Here is a 15,207-nt window from a genome sequence, read left to right on the forward strand (position 1 = left end):
GCATAAAATTTAATGGCTTTAAACTATATTTGACATAAAAATTAGCATATGGACTTTATTATAAGAGAAGCAACAATACAAGATGCAAAACAAATTTTAGATTTAATTGTAGAACTTGCCGTTTTTGAAAAAGAACCAAACGCCGTAGAGGTTACTGTTGAAGATTTAGAAAAAGACGGTTTTGGTACAAATCCTGTTTTTAAGTGTTTTGTAGCAGAATACCATGATGAAATTGCTGGAATTGCATTAGTTTATAATAGATATTCTACATGGAAAGGTAAAATAATACATCTAGAAGATTTAATAGTAAGTAATAAATACAGAGGTAAAGGTCTTGGTACCTTGCTTTTAAATCAAGTTGTTATATATGCAAATACACTTGGTGCAAGAAGAATAAATTGGGAAGTAATTGATTGGAACGAACCTGCTATTAAGTTTTATGAAAAAAAAGGAGCAAAAGTGCTTAGAGATTGGGATGTAGTGCAGCTAGATGCTGAAGGCATACAAAACTATTTGCAAAATATATGAGGATTTTTAAATTTGGAGGAGCATCTGTTAAAAATGCAGAAGGTGTAAAAAACTTAGTAAAAACAATACAAAAGGTAGGCTATAAAGATACTTTAATTGTAATTTCTGCAATGGGTAAAACTACCAATTCTATAGAGTTGGTTATAGATAATTATTTTAATAATAAAACAGCATTACAGAGTTCTATTCAAGAGGTTAGAAAGTTTCATAATGAAATTTTATTAGATTTATTTACTAGTGAAAACCATCCTGTTTTTAATACCATTAACACTTTGTTAGATGAGTTATACGCATTTTTTAAAACCAATAAATCACCAGATTACAATTATGTGTATGATCAAACTATAGGTTATGGTGAGTTGGTTTCCACTACCATTATTAGTACCTATTTTAATGAAGTAGGAATAAAAAACACATGGTTAGATGTAAGAGAATTTATTAAAACAGATAATTATTATAGAAGAGCAAACGTAGATTGGGAAACTACCAAAAACCATATTCATGCTAACTTTAATGCCAATACATTATGTGTTACACAAGGTTTTATAGGTAGTGATGCCAATAATTTTACTACCACCTTAGGAAGAGAAGGAAGTGACTACACAGCAGCAATTTTTGCTTATTGTTTAAATGCAGAAAGTGTAACAATCTGGAAAGATGTTCCTGGAGTTTTAAATGCAGATCCTCGCTATTTTGAAAATGCACAATTACTAAATAAAATATCTTATAGAGAAGCAATAGAATTAGCTTTTTATGGAGCCTCTGTAATACACCCAAAAACACTGCAACCCTTACAAAAAAAGGAAATACCCTTATATGTAAAATCTTTTTTACATCCAGAACAAGCAGGTACTGTTGTTAGTAAAGGTGTAGATTTAGAGCCAAATATACCTTGCTTTATTGTAAAGAAAAACCAGGTTTTAATTTCACTATCTTCCTTAGACTTCTCTTATATTGTAGAAGAAAATATCAGTGAAATATTTAGCCTACTTCATCTATATAAAATGAAGGTTAGTGTTATACAAAACTCCGCAATTAGTTTTTCTGTTTGTATAGAGAACAATTATGATAATTTAAATACATTGTTGCAGCATTTAAAGGCAAAATTTAGAGTAGTATATAATGAAAATGTTTCTTTGTATACTGTGAGGCATGGTAATGAGCAAGTTGTTAAGCAGTTAGAGAAGGATAAATTTGTACTTTTAAAACAAGTAACACAAGCAACAACACAGATTGTTACTAAGTAAACATTTATTACATTTGCGATTAGGTACTGAACTTGTTTCAGTATCTTTATAAATGGATGTAATTTTAAAAAGTTGCTGGAACAATTTCAGCAAAAACAAACAACTATGGGTCTAGTAACAGCAAAAGAAGTAGCAAAGGCTATACATGTAGATAAGTATGGTTTTATAGGTACATTTTGTGGCTGGCTACTTATGAAAGTTCTAAAAATTTCTACTTTAAATAAGATCTATAATCGAAATAAAAACCTAAAAGACTTACCTTTTTTAGAAGCTATTTTAGACGAGTTTCAAATAAAATTTGAAATTCCAGAAGAAGATTTAAAACGTTTACCAAAAGATGGTGCATATATAACAGTTTCTAATCATCCACTTGGTGGCATTGATGGTATTTTGCTTTTAAAGCTTATGTTAGAGCAAAGAAAAGACTTTAAAATTATAGCAAATTTCTTGCTTCATCGTATTGAACCAATGAAGCCTTATATCATGCCTGTAAATCCTTTTGAAGATAGAAAGGATGTAAAGTCTAGTGTAGCAGGATTTAAAAACGCCATTATGCACTTACGTGAAGGGCATCCTTTAGGGTTGTTTCCTGCAGGAGAAGTTTCTACCTATAAAGATGGTAAATTAATGGTAGATAAACCTTGGGAAGAAACAGCTATTAAGCTTATTAAAAAAGCCGAAGTACCTGTAGTTCCTATTTATTTTCACGCCAAAAATTCTAAGTTGTTTTATAAACTTTCTAAAATTAGCGATACTTTTAGAACAGCAAAACTACCCTCTGAGCTATTAACACAAAAACGTAGAACTATTAAAGTTAGAATAGGAAAACCTATTAGTGTTAATGATCAAAAAGAGCATGTAACTATTGAGAGCTTTTCAGAGTTTTTAAGAAAAAAAACATATATGTTATCTCATGCTTTTGAAGATAAACCTAAAATATTAGACAACCTATCCAATACATTAAAAACTCAAACAAAAGCCCCTAAGCGTATTGTAACTCCTGTAAAAATGGAGTCTATGATAGATGAGGTTGAAACCTTAAGAAAAGAAGATTTAAGGTTATTACAAAGTAAAAATTACGAAGTCTTTTTAACACCAGCAAGCAAAATACCTAATATACTGCATGAAATAGGTCGTTTACGTGAAATAACTTTTAGAGAGGTAGGTGAAGGTACCAATGAAGCTATTGATTTAGATGATTTTGATAATTATTATCACCACATGTTTCTGTGGGACAATATAACCAACAAACTAGTAGGTGCCTATAGAATGGGTTTAGGCTCTAAAATATTTGCAGAATACGGTATTGATGGTTTTTACCTGCAAGACTTATTTAGGTTTGAACCAGAGCTGCATAAAATGATGAGCCAGTCTATAGAAATGGGTAGAGCATTCATTATTAAAAGTTACCAGCAAAAACCAATGCCTTTATTTTTACTTTGGAAAGGTATTGTACATACTACTTTGCGTTTTCCAGAGCATAAGTACTTAATAGGAGGAGTAAGTATTAGTAATCAGTTTTCAAACTTCTCAAAATCTTTAATGATAGAGTTTATGAAATCAAATTACTATGATCCATATATAGCGCAATATGTGCATCCTAAAAAAGAGTTTAAAGTAAAACTAAAAGATGCAGATAAAGATTTTGTTTTTGATGAAGCAGAAGCAGATTTAAACAAGTTTGATAAAATTATTGATGAGGTTGAACCTGGTGCATTACGTCTTCCTGTATTACTTAAAAAATACATTAAACAAAACGCTAGGTTAGTAGCTTTTAACGTAGATCCATTATTTAATAATGCGGTTGATGGTTTAATGTATATTAAAATTGCAGATCTGCCAGAAAGTACTGTACGTCCTGTTATGGAAGAGTTTCAAGCAGAGCTAGAAAGTAAATTTGCAAATGGTGAAAATGCCGAAAGTGAAACGGAGTAAGTAAATTATAAAAACTCTTTTAAGTATTTTGTACTAGCCTTTATTTGTAAAGATAGTTTCAAGTTTAGCTAATGAACTTACAATAGAAGGGAGTCCTGAAGATTTTTTATTTCATAGGTATTAGTTGGTTTAGCCATTTTTTTTCTTCAATAAGATCTTCTTTTTTAAATAGTTCACGCATTAAATTTGTTTGCTTAAAACAACCAAGACAATTATATACAATTATGTTTGAAGCCTTAATTTTTGAAATAAATGTTTTTTCTTTTTCATTAAGTTTATAAAGTTTTTTTTCAACCAATCGTTCAAGAATTATTATTGCCAAATACATTTCTCCACTATTTTTAGTGTATAAAAGTTTTTTGATTTCAGAATATGCTTTTGCTTTTATTAAATCAGCTACATGGTCAACAAGAGGTGTTGTTTGTGCAGCTATTCCGCAAGCAAAACCAATGGTTAAATCCTCTAATTTTTGTTCTTGCCCAATAGCATACAATGAAATTGGTAATAAAAAAAGTAGTAATAAAAGGTTGTTTTTATTCATTTTCAAACTTGGTTTTTACCATTTGCTAAAACGTATTTGCCGCTGCTTAAGTTTACTTTACAGAAAAAACATACAAGATTGCAAGTAGGGTAGAACTAGTAATGAATTATACACGTTGTTCTATTGGTAGCCTACAAATGTTAAAAAAGTTATTGTTGTCATGGCCAAATGTTGGTTGTTTTTAGTTTTAATCTAATACCTTCTCTTCTAGCTACACTAAAAAAGAAAGTGTTTTTTTAAAGCTCAACAAGAGTATTATCTTGATGCACTAACTTGAGTTTTTACAAAAAAGTCATTTATAAGTCTTCTACAGGCATTTAGTTTTTCCGTATTAATAGAGTAACTTAAGCTTTTACCATGTGCAGATTGGTTTAATAATCCTATTTTTTTTATTTCGCTTAAATGTTGTGAAATGGTAGGTTGTGCTAGGCCAATTTCTTCTACAAGATCATTACAAATACAACCAGAATTACAGGCGCTAATATATTTTATTATAGCAACTCTGGCAGGATGGCTAAATACTTTAGCAACTTTAGCTAAGTAATTATTATCTGTATCATGAATGTTTAGTTTGGTGGTTCCCATAATAGTGTTTTTATAATAAGTATAAATATAAGAGTAATATTGTAATATTGCGATGTTAAAAATAATAAAAAAGCCAAAATGTATATTTTGGCTTTTTTATTTATAGAGATTTAAACCAATCTTGAAATAATGGACCTATAATAGGTAAGGGTTTCTTTTCATTACTTAAAGATCCTATTAAACTTAAAACCCATCCAACAATAAATAATAATGAAATGATCCATCCTATAACAGGAATAAACCCTAAAATTATAGCGCTTATGGTTAAACCAACCATTTGTCTGATATAAAAGGAAGCATATTCGGTTTTTTTATCTGCAGTATTCATTACTAAAGCTATAATTAGCCCAATAATGGTAATATGTGCTATAATGGCAACATTTTTACCATCACCAAGCACTTTTTTAGCATCTTCGGCAAATTCACTTGCGGCTTCTTTAGCTTCATGCGCAAACTCTTCTGCTTTTTCTGTGGCTTTTTTAGCACCTTTTTTTGCGCCTTCTTTAGCGCTGCCTATCATATCTTCTAGGTCGTCACTTAAATTTTTATTATCATCCATGTTTGTTTTGTTTTTATTATTTCCTTCTAAAATAATAAAAAAAAGCTAGATTTTTATCTAGCTTGTGTTTTTTAATGTGTTGGTTATTATTTGTTTAGTGTGTAAAATCTTTAGAAAAAGGCTTTATGTATATTGATGCTTTTTAACACCTTTTTTGGCAAAATAATAAAGTTATATACTTATAAAAAAGGCTGGTCTATAGGTTCCCAAAGTTCTATTTTATTACCATCATTGTCTAAGATCCAACCAAATTTACCGTATTCATATTCTTCCATTTCTCCTACTATAGTAACACCTTCTTCTTTAAGTGTAGCTAATAATTCTTTTAAATTTTCTACACGATAGTTAAACATAAAGTCTTTTTTTGAAGGCGCATAGTATTTAGTGTCTTCTGGAAAAGGGCTCCATTGTGTGGTGCAATCCTTACCTTCGGTATCTTTCCATTTAAACGTACAGCCATAATCATCTGTATTAAAACCTAAATGTTTTTTATACCAGTTTTTTGCTGCTTTTGGGTCTTTACTTTTAAAGAATAATCCGCCAATACCTGTAACTCTTTTTTTCATTTTACTCTAAATTTATATTTGTAGCTCTTAAATAAAAGCTCTTAATGTTGTTTTTTATTTTTACTAAAAGCAGTATCTTTTTTTGATTTACAGTTTATACATGTTGATCTAAAAGAATGGTGTTTCCGTCAGGGTCTGTTACTATACAGCTTGCAGGACCATTTGTGTTTTCATCTGCTTCACTAACTAAGGCAATATTGTTTTCTTTTAAGGATTTTTGAATTTCTCTAATATCTTTAAAAGATTCTAGTTTCTGGGCATTTTCATCCCAACCAGGATTAAACGTTAGCAAATTATTTTCAAACATACCTTGAAATAAACCAATTAACGCATTTCCGTTTTTCATGATGAGATAGTTTTTTTCTAAATCTCCTGCAAATTGGCTAAACCCAAGTGATTCATAAAATTGCTTAGAGGTGTTTAGGTCTTTAACACTTAGACTAATTGAAAAGGCTCCTAGTTTCATATTTATTTCTTTTTTAAATTCGTTTCATATATAGAAATCCACTCCTCTACTGTTAATTTAGTGCACAGTTCTGCAATTAATTGTAATGGAATTTCTTCTATTTTTTTAAATCGTATACAACTTTTACCCATATCTAGTTTGCGTTTGCAGTATTTTGGGTATGCAGCAACAAACCAATTGTGTATTTCTGGTTTTGCATAAATGCCACTATGGTAAAGATTGATAGAGTTTTTTTGAGAAGCAAAACTCATAAAAGGTAATGGTGTTTTTGGGTTGCAATGGTATCCATCTGGATAAATGGTATGTGGTACTACATAGCCAATCATACCATAAGCAATTACTTCTTGAAAGCCTTCTGGTAAATTATCTTTAATGGTTTTGCGTAGTTTTTTTAAAACGGCTTGCCTTTCTTCAGGAACCTGATTTATGTATTCTTCTGGAGTGGTAGCTTTGTATTGCATCTTGCGTTAGTTTTTTGTTTTAGATTTACGGATTGCAATTTTACCACCAATCCAAGCCATAGGTATATAGGCAAGTACAATATCTGCTATAGCAAACCAGGTAGGTCCTGGTAACATGTAGTTTACCATAATTCCGCCTAATAGAAACAAGCCACCAACAGTTAAGGCAAATTTTATTTTATGATTAAAAGCAATTAAACCAGCAACAATAGCTCCAGTTAAAGTACCTAAAGCGTGTGCTAGAAAAGGAAATATAAAATATTGTGCATTTAATGTTGGTATTACTTCTGCTAAAGCAGTCATGTCATTAGGGTCTATACCAGGAATAGGAAATAATTTGTTTCCTAGTTGAATGAGTGACATATTGATAACACTTCCTGTAAACCAACCAAAGATTACCGCTAAAATATTTCTAATAATTGGGTGCATATTTATTGTTTAATACGTTTAAAATAGTGAATTTAATTGTAAATTTTATTGTTGCGCATTAAAGTTTGAACTTATGTTTAATTTTATCTACTATAGTTTGCGCTAGTTTTGTATTGCTTTCTATAGTCCAACCAGCAACATGTGGAGAAAGAAGTACATTTTCTGCTTGTATTAAATATTGAAAGGCTTCTGGCATTTCGATGTTATTTGAAGCGTTTTCTTTTTTAAATAGATTTTCAAACGAGGCTTTTTCATATTCAAGAACATCTAAACCAGCACCAAGAATTTTACCTGTTTTTAAAGCAGCAACTAAATCTTTGGTGACTACACTTTTTCCTCTTGCTGTGTTTATAAACCAAAAAGGTTTTGCAAATTGATTAATAAATTCTTCATTAATCATGTTGGTTGTAGTTACTGTTTCTGGTGTGTGTAAGCTAAGCACATCTGCCTCGCTAAAAAGTATTTCTAAAGGTACTTGTTCTGCATTAGCATCACCAATATTAGGTTTTAAATCATAGCACAATACATCTACTTCAAAACCACGAAGTTTTTTAGCAAAAGCTTTTCCCATGTTACCATAGCCAATTAGAGCAATGGTTTTTCCGTCAAGTTCTATTCCTCGGTTTTCTTCGCGTAACCATTTACCTTCTCTTACTTCACGATCTGCTTTGTTTAGTTTGTTAAAAAGGGAGAGTAGCATGGCTAAGGTATGCTCACCAACAGCATTTCTGTTTCCTTCTGGAGCAGATATTAAATGTATGCCTTTGCTTTCTGCATAAGCACAGTCAATGTTTTCTAATCCTGCGCCAACACGACCTATAAATTTTAGGTTGGTTGCTGCGTCTAGAAAGGTTTTGTCTATACTAAAACGACTGCGTATAATAAAGCCATCATATTCTGCTATTTTGTTTTGAATGTCTTGTTTTGAAGCGGTGTAATCTTCATGGTTAGTGCATCCTAAAGCATTTAACTGGTTTATTAGTAGTGGATGGTTAGCATCTAAGTGAAGGATTTTCATGAGTATGTGTTTTATACTCAAATGTAATTATAATGCCATGCTGAAACAAATACAAACAGAATAAATGTGTTGTTATTTGTTTTGCGTTAGGGATTGTAGTGAAAATCCTTTTGCTTTTTTGCAAAAGATTGTAGCGAAAAGCGCGACCCTTGTGGTAACGCCCAAAATATTAAAAACCTAAGATTAATTTAGCAATTACAAAGTAAAGTAAAATACCAAAAACATCATTGCTTGTTGTTATAAATGGTCCTGTTGCTACTGCTGGATCAATACCTCTTTTGTCTAAAAAAATAGGGATAAATGTGCCAATTAGCGCAGCCATTACTATTACAGCAATTAAAGCAATTGCTATGGTTATAGAAACGTAATAAGTGGTTCCAAAAATAAAATGAGTGATTAATAAACCTATAACAGCAATGGCTAAGCCATTGACCAAGCCTAATAAAAATTCTTTAAATAGGCGTTTTAAAATGTTGCCATCTATACTGTCATTTGCTAAACCTTGCACTACAATTGCAGAGGATTGTACGCCAACGTTTCCTGCTGTTGCTTGTATTAGTGGTACAAAACTTAAGAGCACGATAAAGTCTCCCATGCTTTGGTTAAAATGCTCGATTATACTTGCGGCACCTAAGCCACCAAACATACCTATTAATAGCCAAGGTAGTCTTGCTATGGTAAGTTTTAAAATACTATCATCTGCTTCTACATCACGAGAGATACCTGCAGCTAGTTGGTAGTCTTTTTCTGCTACTTCTTTCATAACATCTACAATGTCATCAATGGTAACTCTACCTAAAAGTATATGGTGTTGGTTAATTACAGGAATTGCTTCTAAATCGTACTTTTGCATTACTTTTGCAACGTCTTCTACGTGTTCTTCTACAAAAACAAAGTCTACATTAGGATTGGCAATTTCTGCTATTTTTTGTTCGCTTTTTGCGGTAATTAAATCTTTTAAAGAGAGGCGACCAATAAGTTTGTCTCTTTTATCAACTACGTAAATGGAGTGTACGCGACTTACGTCTTTTGCTTGTCCGCGAATTCTACGCATGCATCCTGCAACGGTCCATGTTTCATACACTTTAACAAGTTCTTTTGCCATGAGGCCTCCAGCAGTATCTTCATCATAAGCTAAAAGCTCTGTAATTTCTGCTTTGTGATCTTGGTCTACTATTTTATTAATTACCTCTTGTTGGCGTTCTTCTGGAAGCTCTGCAATAATATCTGCAGCATCATCGGTATCTAGTTCTTCAATTTCTTCTGCAATTTCTTTAGCAGAAAGGGTTTCTAGTACTTTTTCTCTGTTGTCTTCATCCAGCTCCATTAATATATTTGAAGTGGTTTCAGAATCTAGAAGTTTGATAACATAGGTGGCTTGTTCTAGATTTACTTCATCTAGAATTTCTGCTACATCGGCGTAATGAAAATCATGTAACAGTTTACGGAGTTCCTTATCTTTTTGGTTTTCGATAAGTTGTTCAACTTGTTCAATGAGTTCCTTGGTTAGCTCAAATTGTATGTTTTCTTTTTCTTCTGCCAAGCTAAAGAGGTTTAAGAGTTTTTAATATCTTCTTCTATTTTAAGGGTAAGCGCAATAAATGCTTCAACGCTTAATTGTTCTGGACGTTTGGCAAAGATAACATCTTCTCTAAGATTATCTGACAGATTGAATGTTTTTAAACTGTTACGAAGTGTTTTTCTGCGCTGTTGAAAAGCTGTTTTAACAACCTTAAATAGTAGTTTGTCACTACATGCTAAGGTTTGGTTTTCTTTTCGTGTAAGTCGAAGTACTCCAGACTCTACTTTTGGTGGTGGATTAAAAACATCTGGAGGTACTGTAAATAAATATTCGGCATTGTAAAATGCTTGGGTTAGTACCGAAAGAATACCGTAAACTTTAGAGCCTTCTTTAGAGCAAATACGTTGTGCTACTTCTTTTTGAAACATGCCCGAAAATTCTGGAATTTGGTCGCGCATTTCAATAGTTTTAAAAACAATTTGTGTAGATATGTTGTACGGGAAATTACCAATGATGGCAAAGGGTTCTCCTTTAAAAACTTGGTTTAAATCGTGTTTTAAAAAATCTTTTTCTATTATTCTAGAGGCTAGATTTAGGTAATTATTTTTTAAGTATTCTACAGACTCTGTGTCAATTTCTATGACGTGTGTGGTAATTGGTTTATCTAGTAAATACTTGGTAAGCACACCCATTCCTGGACCAATCTCTAAAACGGTTTTGTAGTTTTTAAGCGTTAGTGTGTCTGCAATTTTTTGTGCAATAGTTTCATCATTTAAAAAATGCTGACCTAGATGTTTTTTTGCTTTTACTTGATGGTTATTTGCCACGTAATTACTTTTTTAGTTGTTAATATAGGCTTTTTAACTGCGCTTACAGTGACAAAGCTAGCTTATTTAAAGTTTACTGTATATTCATCTACAATTTGAAGTTCTGTTCTAAATGAAAGCATTTTATCTGCAAACTTTTTTAGGCCTTCTGCTTTTAGTTTTTCGGCATCTTCTTTATAGTATGCATCCAGCGCTTCTCTAGAATACGATCTGTATTGTACCGAGTAGGTGTGGCCTCCTAATTCTTCTTCTACTAAAACTTTAGTAAGTGTTGCTTTTTCAAATTTACCAGTGCCTAACACTTGCGGAATATGTTCTTTTATCCAAACCAGCCATTCTTGGTGAATGCTATCGTCTATGTTTACTGTTACGTTGTATATTACCATAATTTTATAAGTGAAATGTGCTAAAACTAAATTTTAAAATTAATTATAAAGTTTTTGCAAATAACAGAAGTTCTTCATCATCATCAAAAGGTTTCACTCTTTTTTGATAAGATAAGCCTAATTTTTCTAATAATTTAATAGAATTGGTGTTGGTTGGTAAAGTAATGGCTACAACTTTTTTTAACTCAAAAGTTTCTTTTGCTAGTTTTAATACGGTTAATGAGGCTTCAGATCCATAACCTTTTCCTTCGTGTTCTGGTAGCATAGCAAAACCAATATCTACATGTTCTAGGGTGTCTCTTTTTAAGAGTCCGCAAGTACCAATAGGAGTATTGTTTTCTTTTAGCTTTAGTATGTAAAAACCAAACTTGTTTGTTTTGTAGCTTTTAAGGTGTGTGTTGGTTATATAGTTTTTGGCAGCTTCTATGGTTTTAATATTTCTATCTCCAATGTATTTTAGCCAATGTGGCGTGTTTACTAACTGCAATAAAAAAGGAGCATCTGCTAATGTAAATTTAGATAGTGTTAGTCTTTTGGTTTCTGCTACAATCATTTTTTTATTTTGGTGTAATAAGATTTCTCTACAGGCTGGAGATTGCATAGGTTTCAATCGTTGGTCATCTGTTTTGCGTGTTAGTTAATAGCGTCTCCACGCAGCATTCTGTAGTTTTTTCTTGCTTCTACAAAATAGATGCTATCTTGGTGGTTAAATATAATCTGTTCATACAATTCTTTAGCTTTTTCTGGAAGCATTAAATGGTCATTATATAATTTTGCTAAATAAAAAAGCGCATCGTCTGCAAGAATTTCTTCTTTATAATTGGTGATGATTAGTTTGTAGTTATCTGCAGCTTTTTGGTATTGTTTTTTGCTTTCAAAAAGTTGTGCTTGTTTGTATAAGGCTTGGTCAATAATAGTTTCGGTTTTATGTGCTTCTAAAATTGTATCGAGTAAGCTTATTGCCTGGTCTGTTTTGTTTTGAAAAGCAAACAAATCTGCTTTAGCATATAGTTTTAAAGCGGTTTGTGTAGAGTCTTCATATTTGTTGTCTGAAATGAGTAGCTTTAAATCTAAAGCATCATTAGCAATAAGTTGTGAAGTAGAAGATTTTAATATTTTTAATTGAGATTCTGCCCATTTAAAATCACCTTTATAATAGCTGGTTTTTGCTACTTTAAAGCGTGCTTCTTGTGATATGGTACTGTTTTTTAGACTTCGTTGAATTTGTGTGTAATAAATTAATGCTTCGTTAAATTTTTCTTGAAACACTAATATGTCTGCTAGTTCTAATTTTACTTTAGCTGCATGGTAAGAAGATAGGCGTTGCTTTAAGCTTTCTTTTAAAAGTAGGGTTGCTTGTTGTGTATTGTTTAAATTAAAAGCTAAAAAATGCGCATAAGCTACTTGCAAATCTAATGTGCCTTGATGTTTGCCATAGGTTTCTAATAAATCTAAATATTTTTTGTTTAAATCTGCATAGTCTTTAGGTGCTGCATTTTTTGTTTTAATTTGAAGTATATGGTTTTCTGCTTGTAAGGTGATTTCTGGGTCTTGCGCAATTTTTATAATATATTCAAAAATTTCTATTGCAATAGCATCTTGGTTTTCATTGGCAGCAATTAAAGCAATGCTTTCTATTCTGTCTAGGCTTACTGGATCTCTTTTAAAAATTGCTTTTTCTTGGGTAAATGCTTTGTAGTATTCTTTTTGTTGAATAAATAACCAGCTTAATAAATTATTAAACAACAAGTCTGGTGTTTCTTGAATTTTTTTTAACAGTATTTTTTTTAAGATAATATTGTTTGGGTTGTTTTTATCTTCACTTATAAATTCGCTAAAAGCACGTTTTATGGTGTTTGTATAGTTTACTTGATATTGAATAATTTCAATATAGCTAGAAAACATTTTTTCTATTTTCCCTTGTTCGCCATAAATTTTAGATAGATTTAATTGTATGTTGAAATTGTATTCGGGTTTAATTTGTATAGCCTTTTCATAGGCAGCGATTGCTTGTTCAAGAAGCGAATGATCTTCAAACGCACGAGCAATATAAAAAATAGCATTTGGCTCTATATCTATAGCTTCAATGGCTTTATTGTAGTTTAAGTTAGCGTTTTCTAAATCGTTTTTTAGTTGGTAATTATAGCCAAGTTCAACAAATAAAGCGGGGTTTTTTAGTGTTGAATTTTGTAGTAATTCTTGAGATTGATCTAATTGCTCTAACTGTTGATGTGTTTTTACTAATTGTATTAGATAAACGTAATGGGTTGGGTTTTTTTGGTGTAGTGTTTTGTAAAGCAATTGTGCTTTTTCAAACTCTCCGTTTTTAAAGTATTCTTTCGCCAAAAAATCTTCTTGCGCAATAGCGTGAAAACTAAATAGAAAAAAAAATAGATATATAAACTTCATAAACGTGTAGCAATAGCTTTGCGTAAATATAACAAATGTAACTAGTAGAAGTTGTAAAATTTATGCTAAAAAAATGCCTGAAATTGTATTTCAGGCATTTGCCAATCTAATAAATGTGCTATTAATCGATGTCAATTTAACATGATTCAAATATTCGATTGGGACAAATATTTTATATTTCTCATTTTAAATCTTAATCTATTGGTGTTTATACTGTTTATGTAAAAAAATGAAAACAACATTAAGCAACAGCAAACAACAGTAAATAACAAGTAGGATGTACTTGATTTTTTATACAGGCTTTATCGTTGGTTTTATAAAAATCTGATTTTTTTTTTAATTATCCTTAAAAATTGGCATAAAATCGTTGAACGACGTTGATTTTTGTTTCTTTGTCGATAAAAAAGAACGATTTGCTATAATTTTGAAAGAAAAAACTTATTAACTATTAGTTGATAATTTTAAAACCAGTGTAAGGTACTAATGCTTCGGGAATTACAATTCCGTCTTCGGTTTGGTAGTTTTCTAAAATACCAGCTAAAACTCTAGGTAAAGCTAAAGAGCTTCCGTTAAGAGTGTGAGCCAGTTCGTTTTTACCTTCGCTATTTTTAAAACGTAATTTCAAACGGTTTGCTTGGTAGTTTTCAAAATTAGAAACACTTGAAATTTCAAGCCATCTGTCTTGTGCTGTAGAGAAAACCTCAAAGTCATAAGTCATAGCAGAAGGAAAACCAGTATCGCCACCACAAAGTCTTAAAATACGATATGGTAAGTTTAGTTCTCTTAAAATACCTTGTACGTGTTCTATCATGCCATTAAAGGCTTTGTAAGAGTTGTCAGGATGTTCTACTCTAATAATTTCTACTTTATCAAATTGGTGTAGTCTGTTAAGTCCTCTAACATGTGCACCATAGCTTCCTGCTTCTCTTCTAAAACAAGGAGTGTAGCCAGTTATGCCAATTGGTAATTCGTTTTCGTTTAAAATAACGTCTCTAAAAATGTTTGTTCCTGGTACTTCTGCAGTAGGAATTAAATATAAATCGTCACGAGAGTCGTGGTACATTTGTCCTTCTTTGTCTGGTAATTGACCTGTACCATAGCAAGAAGCTTCGTTTACCAAGTGAGGTAATTGGTACTCTGTATACCCAGCTTCTGTGTTTTTATCTAAAAAGTAAGCAATTAAAGCACGTTGTAATCTGGCTCCTTTACCTTTGTAAACAGGAAAACCTGCTCCAGTAATTTTGTTACCTAGTTCAAAGTCTATGATATCATATTTTTTAGCAAGTTCCCAATGTGGCATTGCACCTTTATGTAAAGTAGGTATTTCTCCTTCTTTTAAGATTTCTTCGTTGTCTTCATCGGAGTTTCCTTGAGGAACAGATTCATGAGGTACGTTAGGAATTTTATATAACAAGTCTGTTAAAGCTTCGGTTTTAGCATGTAGTTTTTCGCTTAATTCTTTTGAAGCTTCTTTTAAATCTGAAGTTTTAGCTTTTAAAATATTCGCTTTTTCAGCTTGTCCAGATTTATATAACATACCAATTTCTTTAGAGATAGCATTGGATTCTGCAAGCGTATTGTCTAATTCAGTTTGAATTTGTTTACGTTCTTCATCAAATGTAATTACTTCATCAATAATTTGTGTAGCATCAAAGTTTCTTTTTGCCAAACGTGTAATTACTAAGTCTTTGTTTTCTCTAATAAATGGTACTTGTAACATGTTTTGTT

At 31.4% G+C, this 15,207-nt stretch carries 17 protein-coding genes; 3 read left to right on the forward strand and 14 right to left on the reverse strand.

Annotated elements, in window-relative coordinates:
* Positions 1-48: 48 nt before the first annotated feature.
* From KO494_RS01865 to KO494_RS01875, 3 genes are all read left to right on the forward strand, one after another.
* Entirely contained in the window at positions 49-528 is a 480-nt protein-coding gene (locus KO494_RS01865) for a GNAT family N-acetyltransferase (protein WP_215965883.1), read from the forward strand.
* Positions 525-1,775 (forward strand): aspartate kinase, encoded by a 1,251-nt coding sequence (locus KO494_RS01870; RefSeq protein ID WP_215965884.1) that lies wholly within the window; start codon positions 525-527, stop codon positions 1,773-1,775. The genes KO494_RS01865 and KO494_RS01870 overlap by 4 nt, the downstream gene beginning before the upstream one ends.
* Positions 1,776-1,880: 105 nt before the next feature.
* Entirely contained in the window at positions 1,881-3,710 is a 1,830-nt protein-coding gene (locus tag KO494_RS01875) for a lysophospholipid acyltransferase family protein (protein ID WP_215965885.1), read from the forward strand.
* 106 nt (positions 3,711-3,816) lie between these two features.
* On the opposite strand, the gene KO494_RS01880 is transcribed toward KO494_RS01875, so the two are convergent.
* The 14 genes from KO494_RS01880 to serS all read right to left on the reverse strand — a co-directional run bounded on the left by KO494_RS01880 (position 3,817) and on the right by serS (position 15,199).
* Positions 3,817-4,251: a hypothetical protein gene (locus KO494_RS01880; protein WP_215965886.1), complete on the reverse strand. Its 435-nt coding sequence runs from the start codon at positions 4,249-4,251 to the stop codon at positions 3,817-3,819.
* A 255-nt stretch (positions 4,252-4,506) separates the two neighbouring features.
* A complete protein-coding gene (locus tag KO494_RS01885) occupies positions 4,507-4,836 on the reverse strand; it encodes a helix-turn-helix transcriptional regulator (RefSeq protein WP_215965887.1) in 330 nt (109 codons plus the stop codon).
* 100 nt (positions 4,837-4,936) lie between these two features.
* Entirely contained in the window at positions 4,937-5,395 is a 459-nt protein-coding gene (locus KO494_RS01890; protein WP_215965888.1) for a DUF4870 domain-containing protein, read from the reverse strand.
* A gap of 179 nt (positions 5,396-5,574) precedes the next feature.
* Positions 5,575-5,961: a VOC family protein gene (locus KO494_RS01895; RefSeq protein WP_215965889.1), complete on the reverse strand. Its 387-nt coding sequence runs from the start codon at positions 5,959-5,961 to the stop codon at positions 5,575-5,577.
* Positions 5,962-6,055: 94 nt separating this feature from the next.
* On the reverse strand, positions 6,056-6,427 hold the full coding sequence (locus KO494_RS01900) for a VOC family protein (protein ID WP_215965890.1): 372 nt from the start codon (positions 6,425-6,427) through the stop codon (positions 6,056-6,058).
* A 2-nt stretch (positions 6,428-6,429) separates the two neighbouring features.
* The gene (locus KO494_RS01905) at positions 6,430-6,888 is read right to left on the reverse strand and encodes a DUF1801 domain-containing protein (RefSeq protein WP_215965891.1); all 459 of its coding nucleotides are present in this window, start codon (positions 6,886-6,888) and stop codon (positions 6,430-6,432) included.
* Positions 6,889-6,894: 6 nt separating this feature from the next.
* Positions 6,895-7,317: a hypothetical protein gene (locus KO494_RS01910; RefSeq protein WP_215965892.1), complete on the reverse strand. Its 423-nt coding sequence runs from the start codon at positions 7,315-7,317 to the stop codon at positions 6,895-6,897.
* Positions 7,318-7,375: 58 nt separating this feature from the next.
* Positions 7,376-8,335 (reverse strand): 2-hydroxyacid dehydrogenase, encoded by a 960-nt coding sequence (locus KO494_RS01915; protein ID WP_215965893.1) that lies wholly within the window; start codon positions 8,333-8,335, stop codon positions 7,376-7,378.
* A 169-nt stretch (positions 8,336-8,504) separates the two neighbouring features.
* Positions 8,505-9,878: a magnesium transporter gene (gene mgtE / locus KO494_RS01920; protein ID WP_215965894.1), complete on the reverse strand. Its 1,374-nt coding sequence runs from the start codon at positions 9,876-9,878 to the stop codon at positions 8,505-8,507.
* An 11-nt stretch (positions 9,879-9,889) separates the two neighbouring features.
* Positions 9,890-10,684 carry a 16S rRNA (adenine(1518)-N(6)/adenine(1519)-N(6))-dimethyltransferase RsmA gene (gene rsmA / locus KO494_RS01925; RefSeq protein ID WP_215965895.1) on the reverse strand — a complete coding sequence of 265 codons (795 nt, stop codon included), beginning with the start codon at positions 10,682-10,684 and terminating at the stop codon, positions 9,890-9,892.
* 62 nt (positions 10,685-10,746) lie between these two features.
* Positions 10,747-11,070, reverse strand: coding sequence for a DUF4286 family protein (locus tag KO494_RS01930; RefSeq protein ID WP_215965896.1), 324 nt, complete (start codon positions 11,068-11,070; stop codon positions 10,747-10,749).
* Positions 11,071-11,113: 43 nt separating this feature from the next.
* Positions 11,114-11,671 (reverse strand): GNAT family N-acetyltransferase, encoded by a 558-nt coding sequence (locus KO494_RS01935; RefSeq protein WP_252730224.1) that lies wholly within the window; start codon positions 11,669-11,671, stop codon positions 11,114-11,116.
* A gap of 32 nt (positions 11,672-11,703) precedes the next feature.
* Positions 11,704-13,479: a tetratricopeptide repeat protein gene (locus KO494_RS01940; RefSeq protein WP_215965897.1), complete on the reverse strand. Its 1,776-nt coding sequence runs from the start codon at positions 13,477-13,479 to the stop codon at positions 11,704-11,706.
* Between the two features lie 448 nt (positions 13,480-13,927).
* Positions 13,928-15,199: a serine--tRNA ligase gene (gene serS / locus KO494_RS01945; protein WP_215965898.1), complete on the reverse strand. Its 1,272-nt coding sequence runs from the start codon at positions 15,197-15,199 to the stop codon at positions 13,928-13,930.
* Between the last annotated feature and the right edge of the window lie 8 nt (positions 15,200-15,207).

The sequence above is a fragment of the Lacinutrix sp. C3R15 genome, assembly GCF_018860825.1.
In the GTDB taxonomy this organism is placed as follows: domain Bacteria; phylum Bacteroidota; class Bacteroidia; order Flavobacteriales; family Flavobacteriaceae; genus Oceanihabitans.

Excerpts from the sequence above, each read along its gene's own strand:
- KO494_RS01890 (WP_215965888.1), bottom strand. The coding sequence starts at position 5,395 with ATGGATGATAATAAAAATTTAAGTGACGACCTAGAAGATATGATAGGC.
- KO494_RS01895 (WP_215965889.1), bottom strand. The coding sequence starts at position 5,961 with ATGAAAAAAAGAGTTACAGGTATTGGCGGATTATTCTTTAAAAGTAAA.
- KO494_RS01900 (WP_215965890.1), bottom strand. The coding sequence starts at position 6,427 with ATGAAACTAGGAGCCTTTTCAATTAGTCTAAGTGTTAAAGACCTAAAC.
- KO494_RS01865 (WP_215965883.1), top strand. The coding sequence starts at position 49 with ATGGACTTTATTATAAGAGAAGCAACAATACAAGATGCAAAACAAATT.
- KO494_RS01940 (WP_215965897.1), bottom strand. The coding sequence starts at position 13,479 with ATGAAGTTTATATATCTATTTTTTTTTCTATTTAGTTTTCACGCTATT.
- KO494_RS01875 (WP_215965885.1), top strand. The coding sequence starts at position 1,881 with ATGGGTCTAGTAACAGCAAAAGAAGTAGCAAAGGCTATACATGTAGAT.
- KO494_RS01910 (WP_215965892.1), bottom strand. The coding sequence starts at position 7,317 with ATGCACCCAATTATTAGAAATATTTTAGCGGTAATCTTTGGTTGGTTT.
- serS (WP_215965898.1), bottom strand. The coding sequence starts at position 15,199 with ATGTTACAAGTACCATTTATTAGAGAAAACAAAGACTTAGTAATTACA.
- KO494_RS01885 (WP_215965887.1), bottom strand. The coding sequence starts at position 4,836 with ATGGGAACCACCAAACTAAACATTCATGATACAGATAATAATTACTTA.
- KO494_RS01870 (WP_215965884.1), top strand. The coding sequence starts at position 525 with ATGAGGATTTTTAAATTTGGAGGAGCATCTGTTAAAAATGCAGAAGGT.
- KO494_RS01905 (WP_215965891.1), bottom strand. The coding sequence starts at position 6,888 with ATGCAATACAAAGCTACCACTCCAGAAGAATACATAAATCAGGTTCCT.
- KO494_RS01930 (WP_215965896.1), bottom strand. The coding sequence starts at position 11,070 with ATGGTAATATACAACGTAACAGTAAACATAGACGATAGCATTCACCAA.
- KO494_RS01935 (WP_252730224.1), bottom strand. The coding sequence starts at position 11,671 with ATGCAATCTCCAGCCTGTAGAGAAATCTTATTACACCAAAATAAAAAA.
- KO494_RS01880 (WP_215965886.1), bottom strand. The coding sequence starts at position 4,251 with ATGAATAAAAACAACCTTTTATTACTACTTTTTTTATTACCAATTTCA.
- KO494_RS01915 (WP_215965893.1), bottom strand. The coding sequence starts at position 8,335 with ATGAAAATCCTTCACTTAGATGCTAACCATCCACTACTAATAAACCAG.